General features: G+C 67.9%; 13 protein-coding genes and 1 pseudogene. 8 read left to right on the forward strand and 6 right to left on the reverse strand.

Annotated features, from left to right (window positions below):
* Position 1: 1 nt before the first annotated feature.
* The 8 genes from tssF (at position 2) to ACEN98_RS27160 (ending at position 14,232) form a co-directional block, all read left to right on the forward strand.
* Positions 2-1,843: a type VI secretion system baseplate subunit TssF gene (gene tssF, locus ACEN98_RS27125; RefSeq protein WP_413387994.1), complete on the forward strand. Its 1,842-nt coding sequence runs from the start codon at positions 2-4 to the stop codon at positions 1,841-1,843.
* On the forward strand, positions 1,807-2,889 hold the full coding sequence (gene tssG / locus ACEN98_RS27130) for a type VI secretion system baseplate subunit TssG (RefSeq protein WP_413387995.1): 1,083 nt from the start codon (positions 1,807-1,809) through the stop codon (positions 2,887-2,889). Before tssF ends, tssG begins: the two co-directional genes overlap by 37 nt.
* A gap of 27 nt (positions 2,890-2,916) precedes the next feature.
* Positions 2,917-5,526 (forward strand): type VI secretion system ATPase TssH, encoded by a 2,610-nt coding sequence (gene tssH, locus ACEN98_RS27135; RefSeq protein ID WP_413387996.1) that lies wholly within the window; start codon positions 2,917-2,919, stop codon positions 5,524-5,526.
* 307 nt (positions 5,527-5,833) lie between these two features.
* Positions 5,834-8,818 carry a TonB-dependent receptor gene (locus ACEN98_RS27140; protein WP_413387997.1) on the forward strand — a complete coding sequence of 995 codons (2,985 nt, stop codon included), beginning with the start codon at positions 5,834-5,836 and terminating at the stop codon, positions 8,816-8,818.
* Positions 8,819-8,893: 75 nt separating this feature from the next.
* Positions 8,894-11,245, forward strand: coding sequence for a beta-galactosidase (locus ACEN98_RS27145; RefSeq protein WP_413387999.1), 2,352 nt, complete (start codon positions 8,894-8,896; stop codon positions 11,243-11,245).
* A gap of 13 nt (positions 11,246-11,258) precedes the next feature.
* Positions 11,259-12,368, forward strand: coding sequence for a glycoside hydrolase family 43 protein (locus ACEN98_RS27150; RefSeq protein ID WP_413388000.1), 1,110 nt, complete (start codon positions 11,259-11,261; stop codon positions 12,366-12,368).
* Positions 12,365-13,411, forward strand: coding sequence for a LacI family DNA-binding transcriptional regulator (locus ACEN98_RS27155; RefSeq protein WP_413388001.1), 1,047 nt, complete (start codon positions 12,365-12,367; stop codon positions 13,409-13,411). Before ACEN98_RS27150 ends, ACEN98_RS27155 begins: the two co-directional genes overlap by 4 nt.
* Positions 13,412-13,509: 98 nt before the next feature.
* The gene (locus ACEN98_RS27160) at positions 13,510-14,232 is read left to right on the forward strand and encodes an SDR family oxidoreductase (protein WP_413388002.1); all 723 of its coding nucleotides are present in this window, start codon (positions 13,510-13,512) and stop codon (positions 14,230-14,232) included.
* Here ACEN98_RS27160 and ACEN98_RS27165 read toward each other — a convergent pair.
* The 6 genes and pseudogenes from ACEN98_RS27165 to tssM form a co-directional block, all read right to left on the reverse strand.
* The gene (locus ACEN98_RS27165; RefSeq protein ID WP_413388003.1) at positions 14,194-14,796 is read right to left on the reverse strand and encodes a LysR family transcriptional regulator substrate-binding protein; all 603 of its coding nucleotides are present in this window, start codon (positions 14,794-14,796) and stop codon (positions 14,194-14,196) included. The two genes, ACEN98_RS27160 and ACEN98_RS27165, sit on opposite strands and share 39 nt — an antisense overlap.
* A 118-nt stretch (positions 14,797-14,914) precedes the next feature.
* A pseudogene (locus ACEN98_RS27170) lies at positions 14,915-15,085 on the reverse strand (LysR family transcriptional regulator); the annotation flags it as partial.
* Between the two features lie 13 nt (positions 15,086-15,098).
* Positions 15,099-16,133 carry a type VI secretion system protein TssA gene (gene tssA, locus ACEN98_RS27175; RefSeq protein WP_413388004.1) on the reverse strand — a complete coding sequence of 345 codons (1,035 nt, stop codon included), beginning with the start codon at positions 16,131-16,133 and terminating at the stop codon, positions 15,099-15,101.
* A gap of 19 nt (positions 16,134-16,152) precedes the next feature.
* Positions 16,153-16,947: an OmpA family protein gene (locus ACEN98_RS27180; RefSeq protein ID WP_413388006.1), complete on the reverse strand. Its 795-nt coding sequence runs from the start codon at positions 16,945-16,947 to the stop codon at positions 16,153-16,155.
* A gap of 1 nt (position 16,948) precedes the next feature.
* Entirely contained in the window at positions 16,949-17,935 is a 987-nt protein-coding gene (tagF, locus tag ACEN98_RS27185) for a type VI secretion system-associated protein TagF (protein WP_413388007.1), read from the reverse strand.
* Positions 17,932-21,699 carry a type VI secretion system membrane subunit TssM gene (gene tssM / locus ACEN98_RS27190; RefSeq protein ID WP_413388009.1) on the reverse strand — a complete coding sequence of 1,256 codons (3,768 nt, stop codon included), beginning with the start codon at positions 21,697-21,699 and terminating at the stop codon, positions 17,932-17,934. The genes tagF and tssM overlap by 4 nt, the downstream gene beginning before the upstream one ends.
* Between the last annotated feature and the right edge of the window lie 11 nt (positions 21,700-21,710).

Consider the following 21,710-nt stretch of genomic DNA (forward strand, 5'->3'; position numbering starts at 1 on the left):
GTTGGACCAGTTATTACCGTATTACGAGCAGGAGCTCGGTTTCCTGCGCCGCCATTCGCGCGAATTCTCCGAGCGCTACCCCAGGATCGCCGGCAAGCTGCTCATCGGCGGCGAAGTGTGCGAAGACCCGCACATCGAACGCATGATCGAATCGTTCGCGCTGCTGAATTCCCGCATCGCCAAGCGCCTCGACGACGACTACCCCGAATTCACCGAAGCGCTGCTCGACGTCCTGTACCCGCACTACCTGCGCCCGTTCCCATCGTGCTCGATCGCGCGCATGGACTTCGGCGGCGCCGCCGCGCAGCCCGGCGCCGCCGGCGAGATCCCGCGCGGCACGCAGCTCGCCACGCGCCCCGTGCGCGGCGCGCCGTGCACCTTCCGCACCGCCTACCCCGTGACGGTGGCGCCGCTGGACCTGGCGCGCGCCCGCTTCGACGCCATCCTCGACGCGCCCGACGCCGTGCGTCCGCCGCCGCAGGCGACGTCGAAGCTGTCGATCACGCTGGCCGCCACGGGCGCCAATCCGATCGCGGGCCTGAAGCTGGCGAGCCTGCGCGTATTCATCGACGGCGAACCGTCGTTCTGCGCCGCGCTGCGCGACGCGCTGTTCATGCGCGGCGTGTGCGCGTACGCGGAAGCCGACGGCAACGGGCGCTGGATCCCGCTGTCGAAGATCCCGCTGCAGCCGGCCGGCTTCGGCGAGGACGAGTCGCTGATCGACTTCCCGGCCCGCTCGCACACGGCGTACCGCCTGCTCACCGAATATTTTTGCTTCCCCGAGAAGTTCAACTTCTTCGACATCGACCTGGCCGCATTGACGGCCGCGCTGCCGGCAGGGACGCGTACCATCACGCTGCACCTGGCCTTGTCCGGCCTGCGCGCGGATTCGAACGCGGCCCGCATGCTGGGCACGTTGTCCGCGACGAACCTGCTGCTGGGCTGCACGCCGGTGGTGAATTTGTTCCGCCAGCGCGGCGAACCGATCCGCCTGACGCACACGACGGCCAGCTATCCCGTGCTGGCGGACGCGCGCCGCGCCTTCGCGTTCGAGGTGCAGGCTATCGACAGCGTGCGCCTCGTGCGCCAGACCCCGCAGGGCGAATCCATTGTGGAGTTTCGGCCGTTTTACTCGCTGCGCCACGGCCAGATGCCCGACAAGAGCGGCCATTACTGGATCATGCGGCGCGACCCGCTGCTGGCCGAACGCAGCCCCGGCTACGAGACCCAGATCTCCCTCGTCGACATCGATTTCGACCCGGCCGAGGTGGAGACGGACACGCTGAGCATCGAGCTCACGTGCACCAACCGCGACCTGCCCGCGCTGCTGTCGTACGGCGTGCGCGGCGGCGACCTGTTCATCGAGGGCGGATCGACGGTGCAGTCGATCAGCTTCCTGCGCAAGCCCACGCCGTCGTACCGCTTCGAGCGCGGACGCGGCGCGCACTGGCGCCTGATCTCGCACCTGTCGCTGAATCATCTGTCGCTGTCGGGCGGCGGCATCGCCGCGTTCCGCGAGATGCTCACCCTGTACGACCTGCCGCGCTCACCCTCGACGCAGCGCCAGATCGGCGGCATCCTCGCCGTCGAGCACCGCCCCGCGACGGCATGGCTGCCGGGGAATCCGTTCGCCTGCATGGTGCGCGGCATCGAGGTGCGGCTGACGATCGACGAGGAGGCGTTCGTCGGCAGCGGCGTCGACGCGTTCGCCCACATCGTCGAACGCTTCCTCGGCCTGTACGTGCACGCCAACAGCTTCACGCAACTCGTGATCGTTTCCAACAAGACCGGAGGAGAGCTGCTGCGATGCACGCCCCGAAGCGGCGATTTGAGCCTGCTGTAATCGAGCGGCTGTTCGCGCAGCCGTACCGCTTCCAGTATTTCCAGGCCGTGCGCATGATCGAGCTGTGGCTGCGCAAGCGCGGCATGGCGGAAGAGGGCGCGCTGGCGAATTTCCTGCGCTTTAGCAATTCGACCTCGCTCGCCTTCCCGGCCAGCGAGATCGAGGCGCTGCACGCGGAACCGCGCACGGTCGCGCCGAACAGCGCCGCCCTGGCCGCCGCTTTGCAGTCGCAGGAGCTGAAGTACGTGCGGCTGACGCCCACGTTCATGGGCCTGCTGGGTTCGAGCGGCGCCTTGCCGGCCCATTACACGGAGCGGGTGGCCGCGCAGCAGATCGCCGAACGGGACGACGGCCCGCGCGCCTTCCTCGACACGTTCTCGACCCGCACGCTGGCCCTGTTCTACGAGGCCTGGCGCAAGTACCGGCTGGAGCTGAAATACGGCGGCCGCCGGGATGGCTTCCTGCCACTGCTGCTGTCGCTGGCCGGCATGGGCCACACGGCGCTGCGCCGACGCCTGTCCGACCACGGCGACGGCGTGCTGGACGAAACCTTCGCCTACTTCGCCACCGCGATGCGCCAGCGGCCCGCGTCCAGCGTGCAGATCGCGCGCGTGCTGTCCGAGTACTTTGGCCAGCCCGTGCGCGCCGAGCAGTTCATCGGCCGTTGGTACGACGTGCCGGCCACGCAGCAGACGGCGCTCGGCCTCGGCAACGCCACGCTGGGCGGCGGCGCCATGGCCGGCACGCGCGTGTGGCAGCGCGACCTGCGCCTGCGCCTCGTCATCGGTCCGCTGGACCTGCCGTCCTACGAAGCCTTCCTGCCGGGCGGGCGCGCGGCGCGCGCGCTGGGCAATATGGTGACCATGTTCACCGGGCTGTCGCTCGAATACGAAGTGCAGCTCGTGCTGCGCGCGGCCGACGTGCGGGGCAGCACGCTGGCCGGCACGCGGACGGCCGGCGCACGCCTGGGCTGGGACGGGTTCCTCGTCGACGGCCCCCAAATACAAGACCGCGCCGATGTGCGCTATGAGATTCACGCAAACTAAGACATGCCAACTGAAAGAGGACACGCGATGAGCATCAACCTGAAAACCCTGATCGGCAAACTGGACGACACCTGCCGCGCGGCCGCCACGCGGGCGGCCGGCCTGTGCGTGTCGCTGGGACAGTACGAGGTCGACATCGAGCACCTGTTCCTCGCGCTGCTGGAACAGCCCGCGTGCGACCTGGCCGTGATCGCGCGGCGCTGCGGCGTGTCGATCGAGCGGCTCGAGGCGGACCTGCACGCGGAAGTGGCCGGCTTCAGGAGCGGCAACACGCGCACGCCCGTGTTCTCGGAGCGGTTGCCGAAACTGTTCGAACACGCGTGGCTCATCGCGTCGCTCGACCTGCGCGCGGGCCAGCAGGCCGGCATCCGCAGCGGCCATCTGCTGCAGGCGCTCCTGAGTTCTCCCGAGCTGGCGCAGCTGGCGCACCGGGTGTCGCCGCAGTTCGCCGAATTCGACCTGGACCGCATCAAGCACCATTTCGACGACGTGACGGGCGGCTCCGACGAAGCACCGGCCGTCGCCGCGGCGCCCGTGCAGGACGCGGGCGGCGACCCGGTGGGCGAGCTGCGGCGCCAGGGACCGTCGAAGACGCCCGCGCTGGACCAGTTCACGACGAACCTCACGCAGCGCGCGCGCGACGGCAAGGTCGATCCGGTGATCGGGCGCGACGCGGAAATCCGCCAGCTCGTCGACATCCTCATGCGCCGCCGCCAGAACAACCCGATCCTGACGGGCGAAGCGGGCGTCGGCAAGACGGCCGTCGTGGAAGGCCTTGCATTGCGCGTCGCGACGGGCGACGTGCCCGAGGTATTGCGCGGCGTGGAAATTCACGTGCTGGACCTGGGCCTGCTGCAGGCCGGCGCCAGCGTGAAGGGCGAGTTCGAGAACCGCCTCAAGAACACCATCGACGAAGTGAAAAAAAGCCCGCACCCGATCATCCTGTTCATCGACGAGGCGCATACGATGATCGGCGCGGGCGGCCAGGCGGGCCAGAACGACGCGGCGAATTTGCTGAAGCCGGCGCTGGCACGGGGCGAGCTGCGCACGATCGCGGCCACCACGTGGAGCGAGTACAAGAAATACTTCGAGAAGGATCCCGCGCTGGCGCGCCGGTTCCAGGTCGTGAAGGTCGAGGAGCCGAGCGAGGAACTGGCGTGCGCGATGCTGCGCGGGATGGCGCCGCTGATGGAGAAGCATTTCAATGTCCGCATCCACGACGAGGCCATCACGGAAGCGGTACGCCTGTCGCACCGCTACATCAGCGGGCGCCAGCTGCCGGACAAGGCCATCGGCGTGCTGGACACCGCGTGCGCGAAAGTGGCGCTGGGCCGCGACGCGGCGCCGGCCCGCATCGAAGACCTCACGCGCCAGCTGGAGCGCCTCGATGCCGAACGCGCGGCGCTGGAGCGCGAGCAGGCGGCGGGCGAGGGCGCACACGATGCGCGGCTGGGCGAGTTGTCGGCGGCGCGCGGTGCCGCCGAAGACGAACTGGCCACGTTGCGCGCGCGCTGGGAGCGCGAGCGCGATCTCGTAAACCGCATCCGCGAAGCAGCGGACGCGCGCGGCCTGCGCGACGAACTGAAGGCCGTGCAGGGCGAGGCGCCTCTCGTGCCGCTGCAGGTGGATGGCCACGTAGTCGCCGGCATCGTCGCCGGCTGGACCGGTATCCCGCTCGGCAAGATGGTCAAGGACGAGATCCGCACGGTGCTGAACCTGCAGGACCTGCTGGAGCAGCGCGTGCTGGGCCAGTCGCATGCGATCGACGCGGTCGCGCAGCGCGTGCGCACGGCGCGCGCGAACCTCGACGATCCGAACAAGCCGCAGGGCGTGTTCCTGTTCGTCGGCCCGTCCGGCGTCGGCAAGACGGAGACGGCGCTGGCGCTGGCCGACGTGCTGTACGGCGGCGAACGCAAGCTCGTCACCATCAACATGAGCGAATACCAGGAGGCGCACAGCGTCTCCGGCCTGAAAGGCTCGCCGCCGGGCTATGTGGGCTATGGCGAGGGCGGCGTGCTGACGGAAGCCGTGCGCCGCAACCCGTACAGCGTCGTGCTGCTCGACGAGGTGGAAAAGGCCCACCCGGACGTGCTTGAGCTGTTCTTCCAGGTCTTCGACAAGGGCGTGCTGGACGACGCCGAAGGCCGCGAAGTCGATTTCCGCAACACGCTCATCATCCTCACGTCGAACGTCGCGTCGAGCACGCTGATGCAGGCTTGCCTGAACAAGGCGCCGGAAGAGGTGCCGGGCGCCGAGGAACTGGAGGCGCTGATCCGTCCCGCACTCGTCAAGCAGTTCAAGCCGGCGTTCCTGGGCCGCCTGAAAGTCGTGCCGTTCTATCCGATCCCGGACGACGTGCTGGCGCAAATCATCGAACTCAAGCTCGGACGCATCGGCCAGCGCGTGGCCGCCAACCACAAGGCGGCGTTCGCGTACGACGAGTCGCTCGTGGAGGCCGTGCTGGCGCGCTGCACGGAAGTCGATTCCGGCGCGCGCAACGTCGACAACATCCTCAACGGCACCTTGCTGCCGCAGATTGCCGAGGCCGTCCTGGCGCGCATGGCGGAAGGGGCGGCGATCGAGCGGATCGCGGTGGGCGCGGACCAGAGCGGCGATTTCACGTATGCAATCGCGTAGAAATGGACGGGCGGACTGCGCTCGTCGATATCGATAACAAACAGGGTGTGGTCGGCGCCGGTGCGCGGCGATCCACGCTGCATGGTTTTAGGGCCGTGTTAGCGATAACGCCCGTCTCTACCGTATCTTCCTCGCATCACTAGTAAAAATCATAACGCCGAATGGTTGCTTTTATTACTCGGCGAACTCCTATAATCCATTCGCATTGTTATCGATATCTAAAACGGCAGCCGGCTGCATGGCAAGCCGTAAAACCAGCGAAACAATAAGACGACAAGTCCATTCGGATTACTTGGAGGAGAAGAAGATGCACCAGAAATACTACACCGTCCCGCGCATGACCCTCGTCGCACTGGCCCTGTCCCAGGCCTTCGCGTCGCAAGCGCTGGCACAGGTCGCGCCGGTCGAAGCCAACACCGTCGTCGTGAAGGGCCTCCGCGCCAGCGCGGAATCGTCCCTGTCGATCAAGAAGAACGCGATGGAAGTCGTCGACTCCATCACGGCCGACGACATCGGCAAGCTGCCCGATCCTAACGTCGCGGAAACGCTCACACGCCTGCCGGGCGTGCAGGGTTACCGCTACGGCGGCGAAGGCGCCTCGCCGGGCGGCAACGGCTCCGGCATGACCATCCGCGGCCTGTCGAACCAGACGGCGTCGCAAATCAACGGACGCGCCTATTTCACCGCCGGCTCGCGCGAATTCAACATCGAAGACGCGGTTCCGGCCATGGTCGCCGGCATCGACGTCTACAAGAACCCTTCGGCCGAACACGTCGAAGGTGCCATCGGCGGCCTGATCAACCTGCGCACCCGCAATCCGAGCGATTTCAAGGGTTTTACCGCTGTGCTGAACGGCAATATGCGCTACAACGATCTCGTCCGGAAGAAAGAACCTGAAGTAAGCGGACTGCTCGCCAACCGCTTCGATCTCGGCGGCGGTTCGCGCATCGGCGTGATGGCCGCCTTCGCCTTCCAGAAGACCACCAGCCGTAACGACTCTGCCGGCACCAATGGCGGTATGAATTACCGGCGCACGGTTCGTGGCGACAGCGCCGAGTACGCGAGCCTGGCGGCCGCGAACACGGGCAATAACGTGGCCCTGCCCATGTCGAAATATGTCGGCCGCAGCGACATCACTTACCTGGCGCCCGTGGACGTGATACCGGCGGCGGGCACCGTTACTCCCAACGCAGTGCCGGACACGTCCAAGCTGACACCCGCACAGGCCGCCAACATTATCTCCGCCAATACCCTCGGTCCCTGGCCCAGTGTGGAAAGCATCGCGCGCACGCGCAAAGCCCTGAACCTCGGGGCCGATTATCGCGTCAACAATACCTTGCGCTTCTACACCGAAGGCGCCTACACCTCTTACCTGTACAACCAGAACTATCTTTTTACCCGCATTTTCAACGACTACGGGGGTAACGTCCAGAACCTGACGCTCACGCCGTTCACCATCAACGAGTACATGGCCAACCGCAACGCCAACGGCGGCAGCAACGACGTCGTGACTACCCAGCGTGCGCTCGGCGGTACCTTCCTGAACCAGCCGATCGGTACGTGGGGCGGCGATGAGCACAGCCTGTACACGACCTGGAACGTGGCCACGGGCGTCGAGTGGAGCCCGACCCCCGCACTGTCGCTCAAGGGCGATATCAACTACATCAGGGCGGACCGCATCAAGGACAACCGCCGTGTCGAGATGGGCAACGCACCCGGCCAGTACTTCGATATTACTCGCGTCAACCAGAACTGGAACGACGGCCACTACACCGACATTCACGGCAACGATTGGTCCGATCCAGCCAAATTCGTCTTCCAGAAATACAGCGGCGACGGCTACCAGGAATTCCACGACAATGGCGCCGCGACCGCGCTCAGCGGCATCTATACGTTCGAAGACGGCTTCTTCACCAGGTTGAAGTTCGGCACGCGCTTTGCGCATCAGACCAATCGGTTCTTTGACAAGAATCCCTACAACGGGGGCAAGTGGTTGACGACGGACGGCAAGCCGCTCGCCGCCGATTACTCGAACGCGATTTCCGCGGCGTCCAAGCCGGGCGTCCTGGGACAGGCGCCGACGAACATGCTGGGCAATCAGAACGGCTATACCGGGGGCTTTGTCGTGTACAACCCGGACGCGCTGCTGGGCAACCAGGTTGCCGCACAATTCCCGCAAGCGAATATCGTCCCCGAGGGCAGCTACCCGGAATATGAGCTGGGCCGTCGTTATCTCAACGAGAATACGCTGGCCGGTTACGTCTCCACCGACTTCGCGGCGTTCGACGAGCGCCTCAAGGGTAACGTCGGCGTACGTGTCGTCCGCACCAAGTCCCAGGCGACCGCGCGCGTCCTCTCCGACCCGGCCCAGGCGACGTCCCCGCTGATCGACAATACGAAAACGACGACCTACACGAATGTCCTGCCGGCGTTTAACGTCACCTACGACATCGCGAAGGATTTCCTGGCCCGCTTCGGCTATGGCCGCGGCATGACCCGTCCCAATCTGGACCTGCTGAATCCGAACTACTCGTACAACTTCGGAAACGGCACCGCCAACGTGGGCAATCCGGACCTGAGCCCGCAGAAAGCCGACAGTGTCGACCTCTCGCTCGAGCGCTATTTCAGCCCGACGAACTATCTGGCGCTCGGCCTGTTCAACAAGGACATCAGCGGCTTCTTCAGCCAACTCTCGAGCTGCGGGATGCCGCAGAATGCGGTGTCCTACACGGGGCCCAGCAACGGCTGCTCGAATGGCCAGTGGATGGTCTCGAAGAACGTCAATGCCGCGAAGGGCTATGCGCGCGGCGTGGAATTGTCCGGGCAGTGGTTCTTCAACGACAAGGATAGCTGGCTGAAGAACTTCGGTGTGGCAGGCTCCTATACGTATGTCGATACGTCCGCTCCGCTGAATATCGGCACGAACACGGCGCCCATCTTCATCGACGCGCAGCAGAACTTCGTATCCAAGAACAGCTACAGCCTTACCGGCATGTACGAGGACAGCAAGCTGTCGGCCCGCCTCGTGTACACCTGGCGTTCGTCCCAGAACCGGGGTTACAACGGACTCATTCCGTTGTTCAGCACTTACATCGGGTCCTACGGTCTGGTCGACGGATCGATCAACTACGCGATCGACGAGCACCTGACGCTGTCCTTCAATGCGTCGAACATCACGAACACGGCGCCCAACCGCTACGCCGGCGAAGTGCAAACCATGGAAACGGGCCGGGAGTACTCGCACATGGACAACGGCCGCTCGTTCAGCCTCGGCCTGCGCTACAAGTTCTGATCACGGCAAGCACCGGCACGGACGACCGCACTGCGCGGCCGGCCGTGCCGGTTTTTTTCTTTGGATACCGACCACATGACCATCAGTTTCCAGCGCCGCCGCCTGTTGCAGCGCGCGGCTGCATCTGCTGCGCTCTTGCCGTTTACGGGCACCCTCCACGCGGCAGCCTCGCACCGGTTCGCGATCGGCGACCACGACTTCCTGCTGGACGGGAAGCCGATCCAGATCCGCTGCGGCGAGATGCACTTCGCGCGCGTGCCGCGCGAGTACTGGTCGCACCGCCTGAAGACCATCAAGGCGATGGGCCTGAATGCCGTCTGCGCCTACCTGTTCTGGAACTACCACGAGTGGCGCGAAGGGCGCTACGACTGGGCCGCCCAGCGCGACGCCGCGGAATTCTGCCGGCTCGCTCAGCAGGAAGGCCTGTGGGTGATCCTGCGTCCGGGCCCGTATGCCTGCGCCGAGTGGGAGATGGGCGGCCTGCCGTGGTGGCTGCTGAAGCACGACGGCCACGCGTTCCTGCGCACGCGCGACGAAGCCTATCTCGCGCCGGCGCGGCGCTGGCTGAAGGAAGTCGGGCGCGTGCTCGGCCCGCAGCAGGTCACGCACGGCGGTCCGATCCTGATGGTGCAGGTCGAGAACGAATACGGCTTCTTCGGCGACGACGTGGGTTACCTGCGCGTGCTGCGCCAGGCGCTGCTGGATGCCGGCTTCGACGTCCCGCTGTTCCAGTGCAATCCGACGAATGCCGTCGCGCGCACGCACATCCCCGAACTGTTCACGGTGGCGAACTTCGGCAGCGATCCGGCCGCCGGCTTCAAGGCGCTGGACGCCGTGCAGAAGGGCCCCCGCATGTGCGGCGAGTATTACTCAGGCTGGTTCGATACATGGGGCTCGCCGCACCACGGCGGCGGCGTCGAGGGTGCGACGAAGGACATCGCCGCGATGCTGAAGGCGAACGGTTCGTTCAGCCTGTACATGGCGCACGGCGGCACGACGTTCGGCCTGTGGGGCGGCTGCGACCGTCCGTTCCGGCCCGATACGACGAGCTACGACTACGACGCGCCGATCGGAGAAGCGGGCTGGATCGGCGAAAAGTTCGACGCGTACCGCGCGGCGATGACGCCGTTCCTCGCGCCGGGCGAAACGCTGCCCGAGCCGCCGCCGCGCATGCCCGTCATGTCGATTTCCCCGTTCGCGCTGGCCGAGTCCATGCCGGTGAAGACCGCGCTACCCGCGCGCGTGATCAAGGCAGTATCACCGAAGCCGATCGAGCAGTACGACATCAGCCGCGGCCTCGTCTCGTATCGCGTGACCCTGCCGGCCGGTCCGGCGGGCGTCGTGGAAGTGGCGCGCGCGCGCGACCTCGCGTGGATCACGCTCGACGGCAGGCAGGTCGGCACGTTCGACACGCGCTACCGCCGCTACAAGGTCGACGTACCGGCGCGCGGCAAGCCGGCCGTGCTCGAGATCCTGCTGTACACGATCGCGCGCGTCAACTTCGGCGTGGAGATCCATGACCGCAAGGGCATCCACGGTCCCGTCACGTTCACCGCGAAGGGCGGCACCGCACAGCCGCTGGAGAACTGGGAAATCCGCGCCATCGATTTCGATGCGGACGGCGTCCTGCCGCCGCTCGCCTTCAAACAAGGCTGGGGCAAGGGCGCGGCGTTCTACCGCGGCGCCTTCGATGCCGCGCGCACCGACGATACGTTCCTCGACATGGCGGCCTGGGGCCAGGGCGTCGTCTGGGTCAACGGCCGCTGCCTCGGCAGGTTCTGGAGCATCGGCCCCACACAGACGATGTATCTGCCGGGACCGTGGATCCGCAAGGGCCGCAACGAGGTCGTGGTACTCGACCTGACGGGACCGCGCGGGCAGGGCACACCGACGATCGCGGGACGTACGACCCCGATCCTCGACCAGCTGCACCGCGAGCGCGACCTGCCGCGCCCACCGAGCACCGTCCGCCTGCAGCTGGACGGCGTGAAGCCGGCGCACGACGGCGAATTCGCGCCCGGCTCGCAGACGCAGGACGTGCGCTTTCCCGCTTCGGTGAAAGGCCGCCAGTTCTGCCTGGAGGGACTCGACGCGTTCGACGGCAAGCCGTATGCGGCCGTGGCGGAGCTGGCCCTGCTGGACAAGGACGGCAAGACGCTCGACCAGTCCAACTGGACCATCGCCTGGGTCGACAGCGAGGAAGCGACGAAGGAAGACGGCGGCGCGCTGAACGCCATCAACGGCCAGAACAGCGATTACTGGATCACGGCGGACAAGGCCGCGTACCCGCACCGCCTCGTGATCGACCTGGGACGGCAGATGGACGTGGCGGGGCTGCGCTACGTGCCGCGCCAGGGGCCGGACGGCACCGCGGGACGCATCCGCCGCTTCCGCGCCTACGTGGGCGACAGGCTGGTGGTGGAATAATCGAGGAGACGCAATGAAAGTATTCCTGGCAGCCGCGGTCCTGGCCGTGGCGACCCACGCGCAGGCCGGCGACGTGTTCCGGCCCGGCGCAATCTGGCCCGACGACAAGGGCGTGCACATCAATGCGCACGGCGGCGGCATCCTGCGGCACGACGGCGTGTATTACTGGTTCGGCGAGCACAAGGTCGCCGGCACGGCCGGCAATCGCGCGCAGGTCGGCGTGCACGTGTACAGTTCGCGCAACCTGACCGACTGGAAGGACGAGGGCATCGCGCTCGCCGTCACCGACGACCCCGCGAGCGACATCGTGCGCGATGCGATCATCGAACGGCCGAAAGTGATCCGCAATGCAAAGACGGGCAAGTTCGTCATGTGGTTCCACCTGGAGCTGAAGGGCAAGCGCTACGACGCGGCGCGCGCCGGCGTGGCCGTCGCCGACAAGGTGACGGGGCCGTACGTGTATCAAGGCTCGTTCCGGCCGGACGCGGGTGCATGGCCGGTCGATGTCAAGCCCGACGACAAGGATGCCGCCACGTCCTTCCTCGCGCGCGACTTCGCGGGCGGGCAGATGTCGCGCGACATGACCTTGTTCGTGGACGACGACGGCAAGGCCTGGCAGTTCTACGCGTCGGAGGAAAATCACACGATGCACGTGTCGCGCCTGACGGACGACTACCTGCGTTCGGCCGGACAGTACGCGCGCGTGAAGCCGAACGGCGACGACGAGGCGCCGGCCGTCTTCAAGCACGGCGGCAAATACTACCTCGTGACGTCGGGCCTGACGGGCTGGGCGCCGAACGCGGCGAAGTCGTACGTCGCGGACAACCCGCTGGGTCCGTGGACGGCGCTGGGCAACCCGGTGCGCGGCACGCCGGAACAGCAGAAGATCACGTTCGGCGGCCAGTCGACCTACGCGCTCACCCTGCAGCGCAACGGCTGCACGCGGCATATCCTGATGCTCGACGTGTGGCGCAAGGAGAATGCCATCGACGGGCGCTACGTGTGGCTGCCCATCGAATGGGAAGGCGGCAAGCCGGTGGTGCGCTGGCGCGACCAGTGGACGCTGGCGGAGATGGACAAGCTGCCTTGCGACGGGCCTGGCGCCATGGGAGGCAATCGATGACCGAACCCGGCAAGACCGACCGCTCTGCGGGCGGCGCGACGGTGTGGGACGTCGCCAGCCGGGCCGGGGTCTCGGCCATGACCGTCTCGCGCGTCATCAACGGCAATACGAGCGTCAGCATCAAGAACCGGGAAAAGGTGATGCGCGCGATCGGCGAACTCAATTACGAGGTCAATGTGGCGGCGCGCGCCGCGCGCATCGGTACACTCCGTGTCGGCCTGTTGTACAGCAACCCCAGCGAGGCCTTCCTCAGCGCGTTCCTCGTCGGCGCGCTCACCGAGTGCGGCCAGAGCGGCGCGCACCTGATCCTCGAGCACTGCGACAACCTGAAGAGCCAGCGCAAGGCGATCGACCGATTAATCGATGACGGCGCCGACGGCATCCTCGTGCCGCCGCCGCTGTGCGATTCGAAGTCAGCCCTCAAGATGCTGGCCGAACTGGGCATCCCGTCCGTCGCCGTGGCCACCGCGCGGCCATCGCCGCGGATGTCGGCCGTGCGCATCGACGACTACGAAGGCGCGCTGACGATGATGCGGCACCTGCTCGCGCTGGGCCACACGGACATCGGCTTCATCAAGGGCGACCCGGAACACACGCCGACCCAGCTGCGTTACCAGGCATTCATCGATGCGATGCGCGGCGCGGGCCTCGACGTGCCCGCCGAGCGGGTGGCGCAGGGCATGTTCACCTACCGTTCCGGCCTGCTGGCGGCGCGCGAGCTGCTGGGGCAACCGACCCGGCCGACGGCCATCTTCGCCAGCAACGACGACATGGCGGCCGCCGTCATCGCCGTCGCGCACGGGATGCACCTGCAGGTGCCGGACGACCTGACGGTCTGCGGCTTCGACGACACGCCCGTCGCGACGACCGTGTGGCCGGAACTGACGACGATCCACCAGCCGATCACGGACATGGCGCGCAGCGCCGTCGCGCTGCTGATCGAGCATGTCCGCGCCCAGCGCTCGGGTCACGCCTATGACCGGCGGCACCAGCTGATGCCGTTCACGCTGGTGGTGCGGGAATCCACCTCGGGGGCCGACTGACGGTCATCGGCGTTGCCGATGGCGCCGATCGGTTTTTCCCGTTTCTCTTTCCGGTACGGTGCGCCGACAATCGCGCCATCGATGTCAAGGGACGGGAAATGAACAAGGAAAAGGTATTGGTTGTCGGCGGCAGTTCGGGGATGGGACTGAGTCTCGCGCGGTCGCTGCTCGCGGACGGCAACGCCGTCGTCATCGCGGGGCGCTCGCCTGACCGCCTGGCGCGGGCGCGGGCCGCGCTGGCCGACGTGGGCGACGTCCACACGGTCGCTGCCGACATCACGCGGGAGGATGACGTCATTCGCCTGTTCGGCGAATGCGGCCACCTGGATCACATCGTGTCCACCGCCGCGGACATCGAAGGCGCTTATGAACTGCTGCCCGACCTGACGCTGGCCGCGGCGCGCAAGGTCTTCGATTCGAAGTTTTTCGGGCCGCTGCTGTTGGCGAAGCACGGCACGTCCCGGCTCGCCGCGCACGGCTCCATGACGTTCACGTCCGGGATCGCGGCCTACCGCCCGGCGCCGCGCGGGTCCGTTGTCGCCGGCGTCAACGGCGCCCTCGCGTCCCTCGCGTACGCGCTGGCCGTCGAGCTGGCGCCGATCCGGGTCAACGTCGTGTCGCCGGGCTGGGTCGACACGCCGATCTGGCAGCACGTCGCGGGCGCCGAGGCGCCGGCCCGGCTGGACGCCATGGCGCAGAAGCTGCCGGTGGGCCGCATCGGCCGGCCCGACGACATCGCCGACGGCATCCGCTTCCTGATGCGCAACGGCTACGCCACCGGTTCAGTGCTGCATCTCGACGGCGGCCACCGCCTCGTGTAACGCGGTTATCGCGGACGACGCCCGCGCGCGCCAGGCGAGTGAGACGGGCACCGTCGCGCCTTCGCCATGCCAGGGCACCATCGCGACGCGCGCGTCCGCGAGCGCGGGCACCATGCGCGGCACGATGGCGCAACCCAGGCCCCGTTCGACCATGCGGACGATCGCCGCCACGCTGTCGGACTGCCCGGCGATGACGGGTTCTCCGTCCACGCGCGACCGGAACGCCGCCTCGAACATCCGGCGATAGGCGCAGCCCGGCGCCGTCACGAGAAAGCGCTCGTGTGCGACGTCGTCGTGGCCGGCGCTCGCGCGCGCCGCCAGCCGATGGCCGGGCGGCACGATCAGCATGAGGGGCGCATGGGCGATCACGCCGCATCGAACGCCGTCGTCGTGCGGGCGCGTACCGAAGAAGAGGGCGGCGTCCAGCGTGCCGTCCTTCACCTGCGCATGCAGTGTCGACGTCTGCGCCACGGTCACGCGGACGGCGATGTCCGGGTGGGTGGCCGCCATGCGCGCCACGACGTCCGGCAGGAATGCGGCGGCGAGGGTCTCGATGCCGCCCACCTCCAGCGTCCGGCATGCGCTGCCGGCCGCGGCGAGGGCGGCGGGGCCCGCCGCGCGCCTCGTCCGCCAGGCCGATCAGCCGGTCCGCGTAATCGAGCAGGCACGCGCCCCCGTCCGTCAACGCGAGCCTGCGGTTCGAGCGGTCGAACAGGGGCACGCCGAGGTCGGCCTCCAGCGCCTGGATCTGTTCCGTGACGCTCGATTGCGTGCGGTGGATCTGCCGCGCGGCCTCGCTGAAGTTCAGCGTGCGGGCCACGCGGACGAAGGTTTTCAATCGTTTGAGGTCCATGGTGCGGAAGAGTTTACTCCGCCGGCGGTACCCCCAGCATTTCCTCGAGATGCGCCAGCGCCCCCTGGTCCTTGACCACGGAGCGCAGCCAGGTGTGCAGGTCCTGCTCGCCCGCGGCCGCGGCCTTCTCGACGAAGTACGACACGGGGCTGTGCGGTTCCGTCTCGCGGAAGAATTTCGCGATCAGGCGCAGCTGCGCGATCGCGTCGGCGCGCGAGCGGATCGCGCCGGCGGCGACGGCCTGCGGCTGCGGCGCCGTCACGACGGCTTGCGTTCCAGCGGATGGTTCCGCGGGCGCTTCCGGGGGAACAACGGCCTGCGGTGCGGCCGCGGGCGCCGGCAGTGTGTGCAGCAGCGCCTGCACGGCGTCGCGCGCCTGCGAAAAGCCGGGACTGTCCTGGCCCAGGCGTGCGTCGGCCGCGCGTTCCAGTTGCGCGAGCGCGTCCAGGCAGTTTTCCGCGTCCGCCCGCATGCCCTCGATGAAGGCGGTGGAGTTACCGCGTTTTGCCGCTTCCAAGTCGGCCAGGCGCGGCGGCGTGTCGGCCTCGCCGCCGGCGGCGGCGCGGCGGCGCGCGGCTTCGAAATCGACGGTGGAATACGCGGTGCCGCGGCCTTCGGTCAGCGGCATCTCGCGCACGAGGGCGCGCGTGCGCGACAGAATCCACGCGAGGTTGCCGATGCGCTGTTCCTGGTCGCCACCATCCGCTTCCGGATACAGGCCCAGGTCCCAGTAACGTTCGCACAGGCCCGCCAGCACGCGGAAGCCTTCGCCCAGGCCGCGCAGGTGGTGGCGCTTGGCGGCGGCTTCCGTCAGCCAGACGGCGAGGCGCAGGTCCTTGGTCTGCTCGGCCAGCAGGCGCGCGCAGCGGTCGACGACGAAGCCCCAGTCGGCCTCCTTCAGGTCCGTCACCCATTCGCCCTGCGCGAGCGACGGGTCGTCGAACTGGCGCGCGCGGGCGATGGCGTCCAGTTCGGGCGAGAAGGCGAGGTCGGCGCCGCACGGGGCGGCGGCGGAGATCGGGGCGAGCAGGGCGTCGGCGGTGAACATGGTGTCTTTCAATGGAAAATCATTGCGCGAGGCGGAATTCGATGCGGCGGTTGCGCGCGCGGCCCTCGGCGGTGTCGTTGCTGGCGATCGGGCGGTCCGGGCCCTGGCCGCTGGCGGACAGGTTCTCTTCCGCGATGCCGTGCGCGGCCAGGTAGGCCTTCACCGTGGCGGCGCGCGCCTGGCTCAGGCTCACGTTGCTGGCGCGCAGGCCGGCGCTGTCCGTGTGGCCGATGATCTCGATGCGGCGGCCCTTCAGCTTCTGCATCGCCGCGACCATCTCGTCGAGGATCGCGCGGCCGGTCGGCGTCAGGGTCGCCTTGCCGCTCTCGAATTCCACGGTGCGGTTGGCCAGCGTGTTGTCGAGCAGGGCCTGCTCGGTGGCGGAGACGCGCAGGCTGTTGTTGACGGTGTAGGTCGGGTTCAGGTTGGTGGCGACGTTGCTCGCGATGCGCTGGCGCAGCGCCTCGTTCGCGACTTCGCCGCGCAGGCTGACGTTGCTGCCGTCGATCCTGAGCTGGCCGCGGCTGATCTGGCGCAGGTCCGGCGTGATCAGCTTCTGTACGTAGCCGTTCCAGTTCGCGGGCATGGCGACGGGGCCGATGGCGATCTGATCGACGACACGGTCGGCGCCGTAGACCTCGCGCAGCTTCGCGAGCACGGCGGCCTTGGTCGCCTCGTCCGGCACGGTGCCGCTGGCCGTGACCTGGCCCGGTTGCGCGGCGGCGGGGGCGGGCGCGGTGTTCTGCGCGGCGGCGATGCCGGCGTGGCACGTGACGAAGAACGCGAGGAGGGCGCGCTGGGTGAAGATTCGCATATCAGGTTCCGATGAATGCCGCGGCGACGGAATCGAGCGCGGACTTGAGGGACAGGCTGCCCTGCGCCAGCCAGGCGGAGAGCTTGCGCACGGCGTAGTCGCCGTCGACCTGGTCCTCGACCCATTCGAGGTCGGCGAAGCCGATGAGGTGGTCGAGGCCCGCCTGCGGGTCGATGAGGGTGCGCAGCGTCTGCGCCGACGCGCCGGAAAAGCCGACGACGAGCGCCGGCCGGCCGTCCAGCCGCGTGACGAACAGCGCCAGTTCGAAGTCGGCGCGCGCGAGGAAGGGCGCGATCACGTGCATCCAGAACGCGGCCACGAGGTTGCGGTGGATGGGGTCTTCCGGCAGCGGCAGCACGAGGCTTTTTTCCAGGCGTCCGGACCCGCTGGCCAGCACGGGCTGCAGCAGCATGCCCAGCGCCAGCAGCACCTGGCGCGTGGAGACGGCGAAGCCGGCGCCCGCCAGCAGCGCATCCAGCGCGGCGATCGTCTGCACTTCCAGGAAGTCGTCGAACGCCGGGTCGTATGCGGCGGCGCGCAGGTCCAGGTCGATCGGCTGGCTGCTGGCCGCAAGCAGCGGCGCGGCCGGATCGCCCGCGTTGCGCACGCCCGCCGTCAGGGTCTCGAGCCGGCACCACAGGCGTGTGAACACGAGCGGCGTCGTGGGCAGGAACGCGGCGGGTTCGGCGATTTCCATCGCGCCGGCCATCAGGAACGGATAGCGGCGGCTCGATTCGTCGCTGCTCGCCACGATGTGGCCGCCGATCGCGTGGCGCCGACGCGGGCCGACGAACGCGAAGTGCAGCGGCGCGGCGGCGTCGTATGCGAGCTTCCAGCGCGCGTTGGTGCTCATCAGGTCCATCGCTTCCGACAGCCAGTCGTCCAGCACCTTGAGGAGGGCCGGGCTGGCGCTGCCGCGCACGAAGTCGCCGCGGCTGGGCAGCTTGCCGAAGTAGCCGACGCTGACGGGGGTCGTGAGGCGGCTCATTGCGCAGCTCCCGCCAGCGCCGTCTGCACCGGGGCGGTGCGCGGCGCCGTGATCGTTTCCGGCAGGCGCAGGCGCTTGAAGCCCTGGCCCGACGTGGACGCCTGGACAGGTGCGGGCGCCGGCGCGGCCGGCAAGACCTTCAGGTTCGCCGTCACGGTGACGCCGCCGGCCTGCCACGACAACTCGAACGCGCCGTCGGGCTTGCGCTTGCGCTGGGCCGCGTCGATCATTTTCTTGAGGCCGAAGTGGCCCGGTTCGTCCAGTATAACGACGTTGCGGCCTTCAGGCGTCAGCGCGGTGATCTTCGCGCCCGGCACGCCCTGCGGATTCGGCCACACCATGTGCACCCAAGGCTGCGGCTGGCCGCGCCAGCGCAGCGACTGGCCGTCGATCTCCAGCGTGAATTCGGTCGCGCCCTGCGTGCCCAGCGCCTGCAGGTCGAAGCGCGTCTGCGCCTCGCCGCCGCTGCTCGCCGCGGCATTGGCGACGCCGCCGGCCGCCAGCGGCGCGACCCAGCCCGGGAAGCTCGCGACGACGTTCGGGGCGAGGTTCACGCCCATGTCCGCCCACGTGCGCGGGCTGAGCGAATCGCCGCGGCGCACGACCAGCGGACCCACCGTCGTGTTGAAGAATTTCGCGATGGCGCCGTCCGGGCCGAAGATCTGGCCGATCTCCGCATTGCTCGCCTCGGCCTTGGACTCCGTCGAGAACGGATACTTCGTCGCCAGGTCGCGGTTGAACGGTTGTACCACCTGCGCCGCCCACACCTTGTTGATCTCGGCTTCCGCCGGCCGCACGATCACGGCGAACGTCTGCATCAGCGGGCGCACGAGCACGGGGCGCAGCGCCTGGCGCTGGGCGTCCGTCATCCCGACCAGCATCTGCTCGTCCACGTATTTCAGCGCGTCGGCCAGTTCGGAACCGCTGCCGTCCAAGGTCTGCTGCATCAGCTGCTTGGCGCCGGGGCCGGGGTCGCCCTGGTTCTTGATCTGGTTGAAGCGGGCGCGCAGCTTCGACAGGTTGTCGACGTAGCCGCGCATCAGCGACGCGTCCTTGTCGCGCGCGACCACGAGGCGGGCGACGCCGGCGAATTCGCGGCCCACGGGGCCCAGCGCCGGGGTGGACGCGGCTTGTGTGCCTTGCGCCGGCAGGCTGACGTTCACGATGGCCGGCTTCTGGCGCAGGATCGTCTCGCGGAACCACCCCGTCAGGCCGCTTTGCGCGCGCTGCAGCGTGGCGCCGGCCAGGGTCGGGTTGTCCCACGACGTCTGTTCGTACACGGTCGACACGAGCTTGTTGATGGGCGAATTCTGCGGATCGCCCAGGCGGTTCATCGCGGCGGCGGCGCCGTCGAACCCTTCCAGGTCCTTCACCGTCACGCCCTGCATGAACTTCTGCCATTCGCGCGCGTATTCCGCCTTGTACAGGTCGACGAGCGATTTCTGGATCTGTTCCGGGCTGCCCTCCAGCGTGAGGTCGTCGCGCGCGGCGGTTTTCAGCACCCAGTCGGCGCTCTGCAGCTCGCGGTTGGCGGCGTCGCGGAACGCCTGCTGCACGAAGCCTTCCCACGCCTGGCGCGTGAAGGCGCCGGAGATGGCGTAGCTGCCGAGGACGAGGTCCTTGTCCTGGTCGCCGACGATGCGCGCCACCGTGATCGACGGATAGCGCGTGGCGGCGCGCGCCTTCACGTCCGCGTACACGCGCTCCATCGCCGGCATGCCGCGCACGACCTTGCGCAGGCTGTCGCGGGTCTGGTCGACGAGCGCGAGGCGCGTGTCGATGACGGGCCACGACGGGTCGTTCACCTGCGCGAGGTAGAACGAGATCATGCGCTCGGCGCTGCGGATCATCTGCTCGCGCGGCATCGCGCCGCGGTTCGATTCCAGCCAGTTGCGCCAGAAGCGCGTCAGCTGGTCGTTCAGGTGGGCGCTCTCGGCGCGCGATTTATCGCCCAGCATCAGGTACGTCTTCAGCGCGTTGTACGCGTCTTCGGTATCGGCGGGCGACGCGTCCTTGAATTGTTGCGGCGCGTCGGCGGCGGGCGCGGTGGTGCCGGCGGGCTTGTTCAACGGCTGCAGCTGGCCCGCGTTGCCGTTCACGTCGGCGAGGTACGATTCCAGCGATTGCCCGACGGGCTTCAGCATCAGTTCGCGCACGCCGGCGAAGTACTCTTCCTTCAGTTTCCGGTTCAGCAGGTTGCCCTGGTACAGGCCGAGGCTGAGGCTCAGCGGGCGGTGTTCGGCATAGCGGTCGAGCTGCTCGATGCGGTCCTGCAGGATCTCCAGCGCCTGGAAGCGCGACTGCAGGTCGAGGCTCTTGCTCTGCACGCGGATCGCCTGGTCCAGGTCGGCCTGGACGTTGGCGACGAGCTGGCGGTTGTTCATGTACGACCAGCTCCAGCCTCCGAGCGCGAGGCCGACGATGGCCGTCGCGGCGAAGAACGCGGCATAGCGCAGGCGCGTCTTGGCGGGGCTGGCGTATTGCGCGACGAGGTCCTTGTCGGCGAAGATCACCTTGCGGAACAGGTTCAACAGGAAGTAACCCTGCTGCTGGTGCTGGTCTTCGTGCGCGGGCGGCGCGAGGCGCAGGTCGAAGCGCTGCGCGACGCGGGCGGACGACGTCGACACCGTCTCGCCTTCCTGCAGCGCGCTCGTGAAGTAGAAGCCGCGGAACACGGGCTTGAACTGGAACGGGTTGTCCTCGAACAGCGTGGCGACGAACGCGCGCAGCGCGGGCTTGATCGACGCGAATTCGAGCGGGAACGTGAACACGCCGGACGGCATGCTCTCGCGCCGCTGCAGCGCCATGTTCGCGAGGCTCAGTTCCTTCAGGCCGTCGTACAACTCGTCGAAGCGGGCGTCGAACTGGTCGAGCAGGCGTTCGCTCGTCACGTGCTGGTCGTAGGGCAGCGTCGCGCCCCACACTTTTTCGCGCTCGGCGCGTTCGCTGTCCTGGAAGAATTCGTTGAAGCCGTCGATCAGGTCGGCCTTCGTGAACACGACGTAGACGGGGGCGTGCACCTCCAGGCGCTCCGTCAGTTCCTGCACGCGCTGGCGCAGGTTCTTGGCCAGGTTGATCGCGAACTCGGGACGGTTGCGCGTGAGTTCCGCGATGCTGACGGCGATGATCACGCCGTTGATCGGCGCCTTGCGGCGGTGCTTCTTGAGCAGGTCGAGGAAGCCGAACCACTCGGCGCGGTCCTGGTCGACGACGGAGTAGCGCCCGGCCGTGTCGAGCAGGATGCCTTCGGTCGTGAAGAACCAGTCGCAGTTGCGCGTGCCGCCCACGCCCTGCACGACCTTGCTGTCGGCGAAGGGGAATTGCAGGCCCGAGCTGGCGATCGCCGTGCTCTTGCCGGCCGCCGGGTTCCCGATGATCATGTACCACGGCAGTTCGTACAGCGCGGCGCTGCCGGACAACTGGCCCAGCTTGGAGCCCTTGATCGTCGCGATGGCGTCCAGCAGCCGCTTGCGGATCACTTCCGTCTCCTGGCGCTGCGTGGCGTCGGGGACGGGTCGATGTTGGTCCTGGTTGGCCTGTTGTTCGAGCATGTCGCCGATCTGTCCGGCCTTTCTCGCATGGCGCCAGCGGCGGAACAGCCAGACGGCGGCGCCGACGGCGAGCGCGATGCCGAGCACGATCCACGGCAGCGAGGCAGGCCATTGCAGCAGCCGCGCGGCCACGAACAGCAGCGCGGCGAAAGCCACCCAGCCGATGACGGCCAGGCTGGTGCGGGTGGTCAGGAAATCCCAGATTTTTTGCATGATTACGAGAG

The sequence above is a fragment of the Massilia sp. CT11-137 genome, from assembly GCF_047302885.1.
Classification (GTDB): domain Bacteria; phylum Pseudomonadota; class Gammaproteobacteria; order Burkholderiales; family Burkholderiaceae_D; genus Telluria; species Telluria orientalis.